A 15,999-nucleotide genomic window follows, 5' to 3' on the forward strand; every position below is an offset into this window, starting at 1 on the left:
CTATTCTTGATTGGGCGATGTTCACCGGGGCCATCAGGCCCCGGACAGAGACGAGTGCGCTGTGCTTGAACTCATTGTCATTTCGACCCTGAACGGCGTGCTGTTCGGCATGCTGCTCTTCCTGCTGTCGAGCGGGCTGACCGTCATCTTCAGCATGATGGGCGTGCTCAATTTCGCGCATGCCAGCTTCTACATGCTCGGCGCCTTCTTCGGCTTCCAGCTCACCAAGTGGATCGGCTTCTGGCCGGCGCTGGTGCTGGCGCCGCTGCTGGTCGGCGCCATCGGCATGGCGGTGGAGCGCTACGGCCTGCGCAACACCCACAAGCACGGCCATGTCGCGGAATTGCTGCTGACCTTCGGTCTGGCTTTTGCGATCGAAGAAATCGTGTCGATGATCTGGGGCAAGAGCCCGGTCGACTACCGCGTGCCGTCGTTGCTCGACTTCCCGGCCTTCACGATCTTCTCGACCAACTATCCCGCCTACAAGATCTTCATGCTGGCCGTCTCGGTCGTGATCTTCGTGGCGCTGCTGGTCGTGCTCAAGCGCACCCGCGTCGGCCTGATGGTGCAGGCGGCGCTGACGCATCCGCACATGGTCGGGCATCTCGGCCACAATGTCGGGCGCGTGTTCATGGTGGTGTTCGGCGTCGGCAGCGCGCTCGCCGGCATTGCCGGCGTCATTGCCGGTCCGGCCCTGGTGACGCAGTCGGACATGGCCGCGGCACTCGGGCCCATCCTGTTCGTCGTCATCGTGTTCGGTGGCCTCGGCTCCTTGCCCGGCGCTTTCATCGCCTCGCTCGTCATCGGCCTGGTGCAGACCTTTGCGGTGGCGCTGAACGGCTCGCTGGCGAGTGCGTTCGGCCCGCTCGATCCGTCGACGGGACCGTCGGTCCTCACCGACATCTGGAACGTCACGATCGCGCAGGTCGCGCCGATCGTGCCCTATATGCTGCTGGTGCTCATTCTGATCGTTCGCCCCATGGGCCTGATGGGGACGCGCGAGTCATGACCGCCAAACCGATTTCTGCATCGAAGCCCGCCGGCGACGGCCTGCGCTTCTACGGCGTCTGGCTGATCGGCATCGCCGCGCTGATCGTCCTGCCGCTGATCTTCTCCTCCGGCGGCTCGCTGACGTCGTTCAGCCTGATCGGCATCGCGATCGTTTTCGCGCTCTCCTACAACATCCTGCTCGGCCAGACCGGACTGCTGTCGTTCGGTCACGCCGTGCATTACGGCCTCGGCGGCTTCGCGGCCTGTCACATGATGAATGCGGTGGTGTCGCACGGCTGGCCGATCCCGCTGCCGTTCATTCCGCTGTTCGGCGGGGTCGGTGGTCTCGTCTTCGCTGTCATCATCGGCTGGGTCATGACCAAACGCGCGGGCACCGTGTTCGCGATGATCTCGCTCGGGATCGGCGAATTGGTGGCGTCGTCCTCGCTGATCCTGCGCTCGGTGTTCGGCGGCGAGGCCGGCATCACCACGGATCGCACGGCGTTGCCCAAGATGTTCGGCTGGTCGTTCGGGCCGCAGCTTCAGGTCTATTATCTGATCGCGTTCTGGCTGGTGCTGTCGGCCATCGTGATGTACGCGCTGACGCGGACGCCGCTGGGGCGGATCAGCAACGCCGTCCGCGACAATCCCGAGCGCGTCCAGTTCATCGGCTACGATCCTCACGTCGTCCGCTATCTCGCCTATTGCTTTGCCGGGTTCTTCGCGGGCGTCGCCGGCGGCCTGACCGCGATCAATTTTGAGATCGCGAACTCCGCGCTGCTCGGTGCGATCCAGTCCGGTCTGGTGCTGTTCTCCACCTTCATCGGCGGCATCGCCTATTTCTTCGGGCCGATCCTCGGCGCGATCCTGGTGACCTATCTCCAGCTCGGGCTGACAGGCCTCACCAGCGTCTGGCAGCTCTATTTCGGCATCATCTTCATCGGCATCGTGATGTTCGCGCCGGGCGGCATCGCCGGCCTGTTGATGATGCACCGGCCGCTGGTTCGCGCCGGAACGCTGTGGACGGTGATCCCGTCCTATCTCGTCGCTGTCGTGCCGACCCTGGCGCTCGCCTGCGGCGTCATCCTCACCATCGAGACGGTCGCGCGCTATTCCGGCGGCGACCCGATCAACCTGTTTGGCATTCCGTTCAATGCGAAATCCCCGGTGACGTGGATTTCCGCAGCAGTTCTCGTCGTCGGCGGTGCGTTCGTCGCGCGGCTGAGCTGGCGGAGGATCGCGGACGCTTGGGACAGGGCTGCGACGGTCGCCCGTGACCGGGGGTATCTGGCATGAGCGCAGCAGCCATCGAAGTCCGCGCCGTCGAAAAACGCTTCGGCAATGTCGGCATCATCCGCGACCTCAACCTCAGCGTCGCGAAAGGCGAGCGTCACGCCGTCATCGGTCCGAACGGCGCCGGAAAGTCCACGACGTTCAATCTGATCAGCGGCCACATCAAGCCGACCTCGGGCGAGGTGAAGCTGAACGGCGATGTGATCTCCGGCCTGCGGCCGTTCGAGATCAACCGGCGCGGCCTGTCGCGCTCGTTCCAGGTCACCAACGTGTTCGCCCGCATGTCGGTCTGGGAGAACGTCCGCTGTGCCGTGCTGTGGGCGACGGGGCATCGCTACGCTTTCTGGAAGAACGTCGACAGCCTGCCGGAAGTGCGCGAGCGCACGGCCCAGATCCTGGACGACATCCATCTCACCCATCGGCGCGATGTTCCGGCGGGACTTCTGACCTATGCCGAGCAGCGCGAGCTCGAGATCGGCATCACCATCGCGAGCGGGGCCACGGTCGTCATGCTCGACGAGCCGACCGCCGGCATGAGCCACGCCGAAACCGACCGCGCGGTGTCGCTGATCCGGCGACTGACCGAGGGCAAGACCCTGGTCATCGTCGAGCACGACATGAGCGTCGTATTCGGCCTTGCCGACCGCATCTCCGTGCTGGTCTACGGCCACATCATCGCCTCGGGCACGCCGGAAGAGATCCGGCGCGATCCGAAGGTCAAGGAAGCCTATCTCGGCGAGGAAGCGCATTGATGCTCGAGGTCAGGGATCTCCACGCCTATTACGGCAAGAGCCACATCCTCCAGGGCGTCGACCTTGACGTCGCCGCGGGCGAGGTCGTGAGCCTGCTCGGCCGCAACGGTGTCGGCCGCTCGACCACGGTCAAGGCGATCATGGGCGAGGTCGCGCCGCAAGGCACGATCCGCTTCAAGGGCAAGGACATCGCCGGCCTTCCCAGCTACAAGATCGCGCACCTCGGCCTCGGCTATGTGCCCGAGCATCGCGATATCTTCCCGAGCCTGACGGTTCGCCAAAACCTCCTGCTCGGGGTCAAGGACACGCGCCGCCCAGGCAAATGGCGGCTTGAGGACATGCTCGAGATGTTCCCCAATCTCGCCGCGCGTGCCGATACGGCCGCGGGCGTGCTGTCGGGCGGCGAAAAGCAGATGCTCACCACCTGCCGGACGCTGATGGGCGATCCGGACCTGATCATGATCGACGAGCCGACCGAAGGTCTGGCACCGCTGATCGTACAGCAGGTCGGCGATCTCATCGCGCGCATCGCGCAGGCCGGCGTCGCAATCCTGCTGGTCGAGCAGAAGCTGTCGATCGCGATGCGGATCTCGAAGCGCGTCTACATCATGGGCCACGGCCGCGTCGTGTTCGAGGGGACGCCGGACGAGCTCAAGGCCAATGCCGCCGTGCGCCAGGAATGGCTTGAAGTCTGACGCATGGCTCGAAGTCTGACGCTCACATTGTCGTGTGACGCGCGCGTAAAATAGAACGGCTGCAAGCTGCGCATACGCATCTGAATTCTTCGCTACATCTCACGCTTCATAATCAAGGTATCGTCGCGCTCGCCGGCATCGCGATCGATGCGGCCGATGATAACCAAGAAGAAAGTGGAGGACGCCGGCGGCAGCCTGTGAGCTCGCGCGTCGATGCGTCTTGCCTGGGAAGGAGATGCCGAGCATGCCGGGAAAACAACTGGTCCGTGGAGCCGTTGCTCTGATTGCGGCGCTGGGCGCCGCTTCGGCCGCTACGGCCGGAAACTACGACACCGGCGCGACCGACACGTCGATCAAGCTCGGGCAGACCATGCCCTATTCGGGACCGGCCTCCGCCTATTCCGCGATTGGCCGCGCCGAGATCGCCTATTTCAAGATGCTCAACGACAAGGGCGGCATCAACGGCCGCAAGGTCGAGCTGCTCAGCATGGACGACGGTTATTCGCCGTCGAAGACGGTCGAGCAGGTTCGCCGCCTCGCCGAGAGCGACGAGGTGCTGGCGATGTTCTCGATGCTCGGCACCGGTCCCAACATCGCCGCGCAGAAATACCTCAACGCCAAGAAGATCCCGCAGCTGTTCCCGTCGAGCGGCGCCAGCCGCTGGAACGATCCGCAGCATTTTCCCTGGACCACCGGTTCGCAGCCGACCTACCGGACGGAAGGCCGCATCTATGCGAAGTGGATTCTTGCGAACAAGCCGAATGCCAAAATCGCCGTCATCACGCCGAACGAAGATCCCGGGCGCGACTATCTCGCCGGCTTCAAGGAAGGGTTAGGGGAGCACGTCAACCAGATCGTGTCCGAGGCCACCTACGAGACATCGGATCCGACCGTCGACTCCCAGATCGTCAAGTTCAAGGCCGCCGGCGCTGACGTTGTTTTCAACGAGTGCACGCCGAAATTCGCGGCGCAAGCGATCAAGAAAATCGCCGAGCTCGGCTGGAAGCCGCAGATCATCCTTCCCGCCGTTTCCAACTCCGTCGGCTCCGTGCTGGTGCCGGCCGGGCTCGACAATTCCGTCGGCATCGTCACCGGTGCTTTCCAGAAGGATCCCGGTGATCCGCGCTGGGAGAATGATTCCGGCATGAAAGCCTGGCGCGAATGGATGAAGACGTACAATTCGGGCGCCGATCCGGCCGACGTATTCAACGTCACCGGCTACACCATGGCGCAGATCATGGAGCTGGTGCTGCAGCGCGCCGGCAACGACCTCACCCGCGCCAATTTGATGAAGCAGACGCAATCCTTCAAGGATGTCGAATTGCCGATGCTGCTGCCGGGCATCAAGCTCAACACCTCGGCCGAGCAGGTGACGCCGATCCGGCAGTTGCAGATGGCGCGCTTCAACGGCAAATCCTGGGAGCTGTTCGGCGACGTGATCGGCGAATAGGATCGACGCAATCTGACGGGCGGGCTGGTACCAGCCCGCCCGCCTGTCTTGTCCCGCAGTTGCTTCCTCCAACGACAGTGAAACGACGATGACACCGACCGGTCCCCTCAGCGGTATCCGCGTTCTCGATCTGACGAGCGTGCTGTTCGGCCCCTACGCCGCGCAGATGCTCGGGGACTGGGGCGCCGATGTCATCAAGGTCGAGCCGCCCGCGGGCGATACCTGGCGCTACACCGGCTTGTTCCGGAACCGCGGCATGAGCGGCCAGTTCATGGCCGTCAACCGCAACAAGCGCAGCCTCGCGCTCGACCTGAAGCATCCGGACGGCAAGGCGGCGCTGGCAAAACTGATCCCGACGGTCGATGCGCTCGTCACCAATGTGCGACCMGCGGCGATGGCGCGGCTCGGCTTCGGTTACGAGGCCTGCGCAAAGCTCAATCCGCGGCTGATCTATGCCGCGGCGACCGGCTTCGGCCAGGACGGGCCGTGGGCGGCGCGCCCCGCATTCGACGAGATCATCCAGGCGGCTTCAGGCCTTGCGTCATCGATCGGATCGGACGAGGAGCCGGAATTCGTTCCGAGCCTGATCGGCGACAAGATCTGCGCGATGGCGATGGTCGGCGCAGTGTCCGCGGCCTTGTTCCGGCGCGAGCGCAGCGGGCAGGGCCAGATGGTCGAAGTCCCCATGCTGGAAACCATCGCCGGCTTCAACAGTATCGAGATGCTGGGCGGGCACGCGTTCGATCCGCCGATCGGCCCGACCGGCTACAAGCGGATGAAGAACCGGCGCCCGGTGCAGACCAAGGATGGTTGGCTGACGATGCTGCCTTACTCCGGAGACAATTGGTGCGCGTTCTTCGAGGCTGTCGGCCGCCCCGAGCTGATCGAGGAGCTTGGGGTGCGCGATCCCGTGCTTCGTTCCCAGAACATCGACAAGGTCTACGACCGCATGAGCGAGATCGGGCCGACCCGCACCACCGCGGAGTGGGAGGAATTGCTGCTGCGGCTGGACGTGCCGCACACCGCCTTCGCCCGGCTCACCGAGATCGGCGAGCAGCCGCATCTCGCCGCCGTCGCATTGTTTGCGGATCTCGATCATCCGACCGAAGGCCGAATCCGGCAGGCGCGGCCCGCGACGAAATTCTCGGAAAGCCCGGCCGGCATCCATCGCATGGCGCCGCGCCTCGGCGAGCATTCGCGCGAGGTGTTGCGCGAGGCGGGCCTGAGTGATGCGGAAATCCAGGCCGCGGTGGATAGCAAGGCGGTCGGGGTCGCGTCTTGAGCCGCGGCGTTCGGGAACCGCATCTCTGTGACGACGGTCACATCCTGCTGGCGCGGGCGGGTCTAGCGTAGGTCTGTTCATCTTCGCCCCGGATGCGGTCATGACCACCACCGACTTTGCCTTCGTTCTGCGCAGGCTGGGCCTTGCTGCCGCCCTCATCTGCGTCCTCCTGAGCCTGACCGTGTTCGCGGTCCTGCTAATCGTGGAGCACGAACCGGTCGGGCAGGCTGCCGCGCACGCTCTGCCGCTCATGGTGTATGCGCTGTTCGGCCTGTTCGGCGCTGCAATGACACGGCTGATCGGGCGTCGAACCCACTAACTGGACATTGTGCCGCAGCGATTCGTGACCAGCCCCGGGCCAGCTCCGGCCCCAGCCCACCTTCCGCCCGCGCAAGCCCTCGTATATGAGAGATTTGCCGCCTGATAGGTCCGAATATTGCCGGATACGGAACGCAAGGTGGCTGCGAATTCTTAATTCAAAGATCGCAATCTGACGTGATCGACGTAAGGCGCGGACTGGTACTGGACCGGGGAATGGCATGAAAGACCTGATGACGACGGCGCAATCCACCACGGCGATGCGGCGTTGGCGGCCCCCCGGACTTGTTGCGCTCGCAACGGCCGTTGCCCTGACGGCGCTGAGCGGAAGCGCCGAGGCGGCCAAGCAGGCCCGCCAGCCGGCCGAGGCAGTGGCGCCGCGCGAGGCCGGCGAGCCGATCATGGCGATCGTGTCGATCAAGAGCCAGCAAGTGACTTTCTACGATTCCGACGGCTGGATCCTGCGCGCGCCGGTGTCCACCGGCACCACCGGGCGCGAGACGCCGGCCGGCGTCTTCGCCATCGTCGAGAAGGACAAGGACCACCGCTCGACCATGTATGACGATGCCTGGATGCCCAACATGCAGCGCATTACCTGGAACGGCATCGCGTTGCATGGCGGGCCGCTGCCGGGCTATGCCGCCTCGCACGGCTGCGTGCGCATGCCCTTCAACTTCGCCGAGGGCCTGTTCGACAAGACCAACATCGGCATGCGCGTGATCATCTCGCCGAACGACGCGGCCCCGATCGATTTCACTCATCCCTCGCTGTTCGTGCCGAAGCGCGAGGCCATCGCGGCCGTGCCGAACCGGGCCGACAAGCTCTCCGCTGAAGCCGAGGAGGCGATCCAGGCTGCCGCCGAGGCCAAGAAGGCTGCGGCCGCGGCCGCGAAGGAGGCCGCGTCGCTTCCCGCGTCGCTGCGCAAGCTGGAACAGCAGAAGTCCAAGACCGACGCCGAGCTCGCCTTCGCCGACAAGAAGATTACGGCTGCCAAGACCGATCAGGCGCGGGCGCAGGCCGAGGAGCTGAAGCAGAAGGTTGCGACCAAGGCCGCCGACGCTGCGTCGGCGCTCGATGCCGCCAAGGCCGCCGCGCAGCCGAAGCGCGACGCCGTTGCCGCCACCAAGGAGGCCGCAAAGGTCGCGGCAACGAGGAAGGCCGATGCCGTGACAGCTGCGACCGACGCCAAGCTCGCGCTTGAGCCGGTGTCCGTTTACATCAGCCGCGCGACGCAGAAGCTCTACGTGCGGCGGAACACGCACAAGCCGGCGCCGGACGGCGGCGGCGAAGTGTTCGACACTAGCATCGAGGTGCCCGTCACCATCCGCAATCCCGACCAGCCGCTCGGCACGCATATCTTCACCGCGATGGCGAAGGCCGATACCGGCCTGCGCTGGAGCGTGGTCACGATCGAGAACGGCGACGACGCCAAGGACGCGCTCGATCGCATCACCATTCCGCAGGACGTCTGGGATCGCATCGGGCCGACGGCATTGCCGCGTTCGTCGATCGTGATTTCGGACGAGCCGCTGAGCGCCGAGACCAATTACCGCACCGAGTTCGTCGCGGTGCTGAGCAATCATCCGCAGGGCGGCTTCATCACCCGCAAGCCGACCGCGCCGCCGCCGATGGAAATGGCAAGCGATGACAGCTGGGGCAATGGCGGCAACGGCTTCGGCTTCTTCTTCCAGCAGCAGCCGAACCCGCAGCCCGTCAATCCGCGCCGCCGCGGCCAGTATCAGTATTATCAGCCGGCGCAGCCGATGCAGCGGGGCTTCTGGTAGGACGCGGCACGCAGCGTCCGTATGATCTCATCTGAGATCCGCCACCGCCGCACCAAGCCGCAACTCGATGTCGGAACGCCGCTGCAATCCGCGTTCCAGCAGAGACGCGGCCCGCGCCCGCGTCGCCGGATGAGTAGCCGAGGTGAAGAAGGCCTTTAGCGCCGGCGGGAAGACGCTGTCCGCTGGCAGTGTCACGTCATTCATGAGCGCCTTGGCGCCAACCAGCGCATGCTTCTCGAATGAGGCCATCCGGCGAGCGAAGGCCTCGACGAACGCCTCGATCTCCGCGTCGGGCAGCGCGCGGTTGACGTAACCGTAACGCTCGGCGAGCTTGGCCGAAAAATCATCTGCGCCCAGGATCACCTCGAGGCCGCGCCCGCGCCCCATCAGGCCTGCGAGCCGCGCCATGGGATTTCCGCCGGGGACCGATCCGAGGCCGACCTCGAACTGTCCGAGAATGCCCCGTTCGATGCTGGCGAAGCGCATGTCGCAGGCCAGGACAAATTCGCTTCCCGCGCCGCGTGCACGGCCGCGGATTTCAGCGATGGAGGCGACCGGCGCGCGCGCCAGTCGTACGAGCACGTCGATCCAGGGATGCATGCCGGTCGGGCCGGGCGGCATCGCCGCCACTTTCGCCTTGTCGGCGAGCACGTCCCAATGCGCCAGGAAGAAATCCGGGTCCGCACTTCGAAACACCACGACCTTGACGTCCGCATCGCTCTCCAGCGCCGTGAGCAGCTCCTGGAGCTCGCCGATCGTGTCGGGGTCGATCAGATTGATCGGCGGATTGTTGAAGGTCGCGATCCATAGGCCGGAGTACGGCCTGTCGATGATGATCTGTCGGGTCATGGGAGTCTCCTTGTTTTTCGGCTTCACTGAATCACCTCGTCGGCGCGTGCGAGCAGGCTCGCCGGGATATCGAGCCCCGCCGCGCCGGCGGCCTTTGCGTTGATGACGAACTCGAACGTCGTCGGTTGGACGACAGGCAGGTCGGACGGCGAGGTGCCTTTGAGGATCTGGCCGGCATAAAGTCCGATTTGCCGGTAGCCGTCGGGCGGGGAGACGCCGTAGCTCATCAAGGCGCCCTGAACGGCGTATTCGCGGAATTGGTGGATCGCCGGAAGGCGTCCCTGTGCCTCGAAAGCCACGATGTGCTTTCCTCGCGTGTCGAAGAACGGGGACGCGCAAACGAGCAGGCCTTCGGCGCCCACGATCTTCAGTCGCTCGAAGGCAATCGCGAGATCGTCGTCGCTGCTCGCGTACACGATCTCGACGGGCTGATCGATGTCCTCCGCGGCCTGCGTGATCTCGAGGATTTGCGTTCCGGACTCCTGAAATTCGCGGTCAATGAGAACGCCGAGCACTTTTGCGCGAGGCAATAGCTCGTGCAGGATTCCGAGCCGCTTGGCCTCCAGCTCCGTGGCCAGCAGGCTCACGCCGGTCATGTTGCCGCCGGGCCGGTTCATGCTTCTGACGAGACCGATCTTCACGGGATCTCCGCCGACAGAGAAGACGGTCGGGATGTCGGCCGATGCGGCCTTGGCCGCGAGCGCGGACGGCTCACCACCGGCCGCGATCAGCACGGATGGATTGAGCCTGACGATCTCGGCCGCCAGCGCCGGAAGCCTTTCATAGTCGCCTTCGGCCCAGCGGTAGGCGATCGTCGCGTCCTGGCCTTCGACGTAGCCGGCCTCGGTGAGCCCCTTGCGAAAGGCGGCGAGGATGCGGGCCGAATCGTCCGGCGTCCGGCTGCTCATGAAGCCGATGACAGGCTTGCCGTGCTCCTCCTTCGCAAAGGACGGCCACAATGCAAACCCGGCGAAAATTCCAAGAAAATCGCGGCGTCTCATGATCGAGCCTCCAGATTTGGTTCTGAGCTGCTCTTGCCTCGTCGGATCCGGCCAGGCTGCATGGCGTGGTTGCCCGTCCGGATCCTTCGTATCGGTTGGGCCCGACTAGGCAGCGACCACTGCGGACGGGTCCGACGCCAACACCTCGACGATCTCCTTCGTGGTCACGATGGCGCTGGCGTAGTTCGGCATGTTGATCTCGAGTGCGGCATGCATCATCTCGTCGGAGTAGTCGGCGACGGCGTCCTTGACGACCGTGACGTCGTAGCCGAGCTCGGCGGCGAAACGGACGGTCGCTTCGATGCAGGTGTGCGCGATCAGCCCGATGACGATGAGACGCTGGATGCCGTGCCGTTTGAGCTGGAGATCCAGGTCGGTGTTGGCGAAGCCGCTGGAGCACCAATGTTCGCCGGCGACGATTTCGCCGGGCTCAGGCACGAACTCGGCGCGGAATTCGCCACCCCAGGTGCCAAACTCGAAGCTCTTGGCCTTCCACGCCCTCCGCTGGACCGGCGCGACGTACTTCCAGGATTCGTAGTCGCCGGGGCGGTAGCGGTGATGCATGGCATAGAAGACCCGAAGCTTCGCATCGCGCGCGGCATGCAGAACCTGCTGCATGTGCGGAACGCAATTGTTCGCTTCGGCCACGGCCTTGATCCGTGGCCAGATCTTGCCACCCTCCGAAATGAAATCGTTGTAGGGATCGACCACGAGAAGGGCGGTGATGCTCTTGTCGTAGGAAGAAAGTGTCATGGAACTCTCCATTGTGACGATGCAGCCGCGATTGTCAGGCGTTCGCTAGCGCAGCGCGTTCGATGCTGGCGGCGAACAGCGGTGTTTCGCTCTGATTGTGGGCGATCGAAGCGGGCTGGCGCTGCGCACGGAACAGGTCGAACGGGATGCCCTGCTTGCCGATGAAGGCCATGAACTCGTCGGTCGCGTGCGACCGGACGCGGTTGGTGAACTCGCACTTGCCGGGTTCCATTTCCTTGACGCTCAATTCCCAGGTGACGTGAATGGTCGTGCGTCCGGTGGGTGTGAAGACGTCGGAGGTCGAATCGAGGATCAGATGGTCCTTCTCGCCGAGAGTCTCGACGTAGTGCTGTACCATCAGGCTGCCGCCGATGGTCTCGACGTTGATGGACATCCGCTTGCCGTCCGGCGCAGTCGTGAAGCCGGCGGCGATGTGCGCCGGCGAGCAGCCCTGATATTCACGTTCGGACAGGTTGAAGCACCACTCGGGAATGTTGATCTTGTCCTTCGGGGCATTGATGATGGCGGTGAAGCTGGAATCGACGATCTGGTTGCTGGTCATGTCTCAATCTCCTCGTTGCGTTGCGCGCCGTTGACGTGCTCGAGACTTCACGGCCCCGTGTTCTGACCTGCGTGGCGCATTCGCAGATCTTTTGAACGGGTCGATTGGCCGCTCGTCCTGTAGCTAGATTGGTGCGGACGATCGGAATTTGCTCGTTATGGATTGTTATGGATCGTTAGCCCCTCACGGAGCCGCGAGCAGCCTGCGCCAAACGAGCCGGCGGCGCCTTCCCGGCGGTCGGCAGGCCGAGTGTTAGAGGCTGCGAGATTTTGTTATGAGCGGCGGTCTCAGCGGCGATGCCGCGGGCTCTTCCGTCCCGGCCAAACGGGTCCCGCACAGAATGTCGGAGAACTTACAAGCCATTGTCGCTCAAGACGAAAATGCGGGCGCCATTGCTGCGCAAAACGGCGGGCCGCCATGTCGGGACGTGGCGCCGCAGCACTACTCTTTGCCCCGGAGATCGGATATCACGATCAGTACAAAGCCGGTCTCCACCGCCATTCCGCGATCAGCCAATTGTAGCGCGCGACGCAAGAATACGCCGATAGATGCCAACAGCGCAGAACACGGAGATTATTTCGTTCGGTTCGTTCCGTCTGAATCTGACCGAACGGGTGCTGACCCGGAACAGCGAGCACGTGGAGCTTAAGGGGCGGGCCTACGATCTCCTGGTCGCACTGCTATCGCGGCCCAACGAATTGATCAGCAAAGCCGAGCTTCTGCGTCAGGTCTGGCCTGGCTTGGTCGTCGAAGAAGGTGCCTTGCGTTTTCATATGACCAACCTTCGCAGGGCGCTCGGTGAGGGCGGCGAAGGCAACCGCTACATCGTGACCTCCTCCGGGCGGGGTTATACTTTCGTTGCCCAGGTTGCCCGCTCGGTCGATCAAGAACCGCAAGCAGCCGCCGCGCCGTCCTTTCAACAAGCCAATCTGCCGGTGCGCCTTCCAATGATCGACCGCGAGGTCGAGATCGAGGAAATCCCCGCGCGACTGAAGGCGACACGCTTTGTGACGATCGTAGGGGCCGGCGGCGTTGGCAAGACGACGCTCGCGATCGCCGTCGGACACCGGTTGATGCAGAGTTTCGATGGGGCGGTGCTCTTTGTCGATTTCAGCATGGTCAGCGATCCGGCACTGGTCGGTACGGTCGTTGCCTCCCTTCTCGGATTGTCGGTGCAATCCAGCGACGCGACACCCAACATCGTCGCCTATCTCCGAGACAAGCGGATATTGCTGATCCTCGATACCTGCGAACATCTGGTCGAACCTGTCGCCGCGTTCGCATCGTCGGTGTTCGCGACTGCGCCAAACGTTCACATTCTCGCGACGAGCCGCGAAGCGCTTCAGGCCGATGGAGAGAATGTCTACCGTCTCGACACTTTGGCCTGTCCGCCCGAGGGTGCTGACTTGACGGCAGAAATTGCCAGGGCATTTCCGGCCATCCAACTTTTCGTTGAGCGAGCCCGCGCGAGCGGCGCCCAGCTGCAGTTCAGCGACGACGAGGCGCCCATCGTTGCCAACATGTGCCGCAAGCTTGACGGCGTGGCGCTTGCCATCGAGCTCGCGGCCCGCCGTGTCGAGAGCTATGGCGTGCATGGGACAGCCTCGCTGCTGGACCAGAGGCTTGGGCTGTCCTGGCTTGGACCGAGGAGCGCGCCGCCCCGCCAGAGGACGCTGCATGCGACGCTAGACTGGAGTTTTGGCCTTCTCTCCGATCTGGAGCGAATAGTTCTCCGCCGGCTTGCCGCCTTCGTCGGGCACTTCACGCTCGATGCCGTGATCTCCGTCTGCGGACGCGATGTCGGCGAGAGGGATATTCTCGGCGCGATTGACAGTCTTATCGCGAAATCGATGGTCGCGACGCGTCCGGTCGGAACCATGATGAGCTACCGTCTCTTGGATACAACGCGTGCCTACGCGCGGGACATTCAGATCGCCGAGGACGAAGCCCATGACCTCGCAGTCCGGCATGCGACTTACTACCGCAATTGGCTGGAACAGCGGGGCCGCGACTGGTCGACCTTCGCGAGCGGAGCGGAACGAGCGTTGCACTTCGCCAGCATGAACAACGTGCGTGCGGCGCTCGAATGGTGTTTTGGAGAGCGCGGAGAGATCAGGCTCGGGATTCAACTCGCCGCGGCGGCCGTTGACGTCTTCCTGGCGATGTCCCTACTTGCAGAGTGTCACCGCTGGTCCCAGCGTGCACTGATCGCGCTCGACGCGGCCACCGTCGGGAGTTCCGATGAGATGCGGCTCCAGGCCGGCCTTGGGGTCTCCTCGTCGCAGATGTACGGGGAGAGCGACGCCGTCAATGACACCCTGAACAGGAGCCTCGCGATTGCCGAAGCGCGGGGCGATACGGCGTACGAGGCCGGACTGCTCAACATGCAGTACATCTTCCACGGCCGCAGCGGGCATTTCAGGATCTTGCTCGACTACGCCCAGCGGTGCCACGGGCTCGCCGAAAGATCCGGCGATCTTGCGATCAGAACGCTGGCTCATTCCGCCCTCGGCATGGCCTTGCAGTTTTCAGGCGATCTCGCTGGCTCGCGCCGCGAGCTCGAGTCCCTGATGGGGGTCCTGTCGCACGCTCAGCAGGGCTCCGTCTTGTTGGGCTACGATCCGCACTACCGGTCGATCGTCGCGCTGGCGCGAACGCTCTGGCTGCACGGCTATCCGGATCAGGCGGCGGATCGCGCGAGAGAGGCGGTCAAGGCCTCGGAGGCCATGGGGCATTCGGCTGCGCTGGCTCTGGTGCTGGCCGGCGCGGGAACAGTCTTCCTCTGGCGCGGCGATCTTGACGCCGCCCAGCACTACATCGATCGCTCTTATTCGCTGGCTGAGGCAAACGCCATGGGACCGCTGATGGCGATCGGGCGTTGCCGCAAGGCCGAGCTGACAATCCGGCGAGGAGATGTCAGGCAAGGCGTCGACGATCTGCGGGCCGGCCTCAAGCCGATTCACGCGGCGCGCCACGAACTGCTCACCACCGAGTTCAACATGGAGCTTGCGCTGGGCTTGCTCACGCTCGGGCAAGCCGGGGATGGGCTCCCTCTCGTCGATGCGGCRATCGATCGGGTGAACGGGAGTGGTGAGCTGTTCCAGATGCCGGAATTGCTCCGCGTGAAGGGCAAGCTGCTCAGTGCGACGCCGGGCGCGAGCCGAGAGGAGGCAGAAGCGTGCTTCCAGCAATCAGTCGACCTGGCGCGCGCGCAGGGCGCACGGTCCTGGGAACTGCGCGCGGCAACGGATCTGGCGGCGCTCATGGCCGAGACCAAACGACGCGATAGCGCGAAACGGCTGCTTCGAGACGTATACGGTCGATTCTCCGAGGGCTTTGAAACAGCAGATCTCAAGCTTGCTGCCAATCTGCTAGCTACGCTGGCGTAGCAGCTCCCGCACCAACTACCGCGCCTCGATCACGATCGCCTGAATCTTGCCTTCGACCGTTCCGGACCCATGGCGCGATCGGAGCGCCTCGGCGACGAGGTCGGTCGCAGCCTGAAGCTTGCTGGCATCCCGTGCCTCGATCTCGCTGCGCAGCGGCGTGCCCTGGCAGAGCGCGATCGCGACATACTCGGCCGACGGCGCGCGGCTCACCGCAGCAAGCGTTTGGATCGAGATGTGGCGGAAGCCCGCTTGTTCCAGATCGGCTCTGATAATGGCCTTGTCGTGATAGCCATGCGGCGTCCGCACCATGAAACGGGGCGGATCATCGGGAAACATTTTTCCGAGCGCGGCGGTGGCGTCGTCAGCGAACACGTTCTCCTCGATGCGGTCCCAGACGTTGAATACGAACGTGCCTTCCGGTCGCAACACCCGCTTTGCCTCGGCATAGCCTTTGACGCGGTCGGGAAAGAACATGACACCGAACTGGCAGCAGACCGCGTCGAATGCGGCTTCGTCAAAGGGCAGGGCGGTGGCATCCGCCTGACGCCATGTCATGCGCGGGTCCTCACCCTGGCGCTGCGCCGCGATCGCGAGCATCGGCTCGTTGAGATCGGTTGCGACGTAACGGATGCCGGGAGGCAGCGCCGCGGTCACGGCCCGCGTAACGGCGCCGGTACCTGCCGCGGTTTCCAGTATCGTCGACGGGGAAAGAGCCGCGATACGCTTCGCGATGTCGGCGGCGTAGTGGGCAAAGATCAGCGGGACGAGATACTCGTCGTAGATTTTCGGAATCGAGCCGGCGAAAACCTTGTCAGTGTTGGACATGCTTGCCTCGCTGAAGGTTCGGACACGAGGTTCATGCTACCATGGATCGCGGTCGT

General features: G+C 64.1%; 14 protein-coding genes. 9 read left to right on the forward strand and 5 right to left on the reverse strand.

Going from position 1 to position 15,999, the window contains the following annotated elements; translation table 11 throughout:
* The first annotated feature begins 61 nt into the window (after positions 1-61).
* The 8 genes from AC1DW2_RS27225 to AC1DW2_RS27260 all read left to right on the forward strand — a co-directional run bounded on the left by AC1DW2_RS27225 (position 62) and on the right by AC1DW2_RS27260 (position 8,564).
* Positions 62-1,009 carry a branched-chain amino acid ABC transporter permease gene (locus AC1DW2_RS27225; protein WP_477007535.1) on the forward strand — a complete coding sequence of 316 codons (948 nt, stop codon included), beginning with the start codon at positions 62-64 and terminating at the stop codon, positions 1,007-1,009.
* A complete protein-coding gene (locus AC1DW2_RS27230; RefSeq protein ID WP_477007536.1) occupies positions 1,006-2,286 on the forward strand; it encodes a branched-chain amino acid ABC transporter permease in 1,281 nt (426 codons plus the stop codon). Before AC1DW2_RS27225 ends, AC1DW2_RS27230 begins: the two co-directional genes overlap by 4 nt.
* Positions 2,283-3,035 (forward strand): ABC transporter ATP-binding protein, encoded by a 753-nt coding sequence (locus AC1DW2_RS27235; protein ID WP_028149572.1) that lies wholly within the window; start codon positions 2,283-2,285, stop codon positions 3,033-3,035. The genes AC1DW2_RS27230 and AC1DW2_RS27235 overlap by 4 nt, the downstream gene beginning before the upstream one ends.
* Positions 3,035-3,730, forward strand: a complete 696-nt coding sequence (locus AC1DW2_RS27240; RefSeq protein ID WP_063985355.1) for an ABC transporter ATP-binding protein — start codon at positions 3,035-3,037, stop codon at positions 3,728-3,730. Before AC1DW2_RS27235 ends, AC1DW2_RS27240 begins: the two co-directional genes overlap by 1 nt.
* A 235-nt stretch (positions 3,731-3,965) precedes the next feature.
* Entirely contained in the window at positions 3,966-5,180 is a 1,215-nt protein-coding gene (locus AC1DW2_RS27245; RefSeq protein ID WP_477007537.1) for an ABC transporter substrate-binding protein, read from the forward strand.
* An 88-nt stretch (positions 5,181-5,268) separates the two neighbouring features.
* Positions 5,269-6,462 (forward strand): CaiB/BaiF CoA transferase family protein, encoded by a 1,194-nt coding sequence (locus tag AC1DW2_RS27250; protein ID WP_477007538.1) that lies wholly within the window; start codon positions 5,269-5,271, stop codon positions 6,460-6,462.
* Between the two features lie 100 nt (positions 6,463-6,562).
* The gene (locus tag AC1DW2_RS27255; RefSeq protein ID WP_071916378.1) at positions 6,563-6,781 is read left to right on the forward strand and encodes a hypothetical protein; all 219 of its coding nucleotides are present in this window, start codon (positions 6,563-6,565) and stop codon (positions 6,779-6,781) included.
* Positions 6,782-7,001: 220 nt separating this feature from the next.
* Positions 7,002-8,564: a L,D-transpeptidase family protein gene (locus AC1DW2_RS27260; RefSeq protein ID WP_477007539.1), complete on the forward strand. Its 1,563-nt coding sequence runs from the start codon at positions 7,002-7,004 to the stop codon at positions 8,562-8,564.
* A gap of 27 nt (positions 8,565-8,591) precedes the next feature.
* On the opposite strand, the gene AC1DW2_RS27265 is transcribed toward AC1DW2_RS27260, so the two are convergent.
* The 4 genes from AC1DW2_RS27265 to AC1DW2_RS27280 form a co-directional block, all read right to left on the reverse strand.
* Positions 8,592-9,413: an enoyl-CoA hydratase/isomerase family protein gene (locus AC1DW2_RS27265; protein ID WP_354181012.1), complete on the reverse strand. Its 822-nt coding sequence runs from the start codon at positions 9,411-9,413 to the stop codon at positions 8,592-8,594.
* Between the two features lie 23 nt (positions 9,414-9,436).
* Positions 9,437-10,414 (reverse strand): ABC transporter substrate-binding protein, encoded by a 978-nt coding sequence (locus tag AC1DW2_RS27270; protein ID WP_354181010.1) that lies wholly within the window; start codon positions 10,412-10,414, stop codon positions 9,437-9,439.
* A gap of 105 nt (positions 10,415-10,519) precedes the next feature.
* Complete coding sequence (locus AC1DW2_RS27275; protein WP_354181008.1) at positions 10,520-11,167, reverse strand: cysteine hydrolase family protein; 648 nt, start codon at positions 11,165-11,167, stop codon at positions 10,520-10,522.
* Between the two features lie 34 nt (positions 11,168-11,201).
* The gene (locus AC1DW2_RS27280) at positions 11,202-11,729 is read right to left on the reverse strand and encodes a hypothetical protein (protein ID WP_354181006.1); all 528 of its coding nucleotides are present in this window, start codon (positions 11,727-11,729) and stop codon (positions 11,202-11,204) included.
* 548 nt (positions 11,730-12,277) lie between these two features.
* Between AC1DW2_RS27280 and AC1DW2_RS27285 the strand changes: the two genes are divergently transcribed.
* On the forward strand, positions 12,278-15,118 hold the full coding sequence (locus AC1DW2_RS27285) for an ATP-binding protein (protein ID WP_477007540.1): 2,841 nt from the start codon (positions 12,278-12,280) through the stop codon (positions 15,116-15,118).
* Positions 15,119-15,133: 15 nt separating this feature from the next.
* Here AC1DW2_RS27285 and AC1DW2_RS27290 read toward each other — a convergent pair whose 3' ends face one another.
* Complete coding sequence (locus tag AC1DW2_RS27290) at positions 15,134-15,943, reverse strand: class I SAM-dependent methyltransferase (protein WP_354181002.1); 810 nt, start codon at positions 15,941-15,943, stop codon at positions 15,134-15,136.
* Positions 15,944-15,999 lie beyond the last annotated feature (56 nt).

Source organism: Bradyrhizobium sp. P3_C3, from assembly GCF_056402655.1.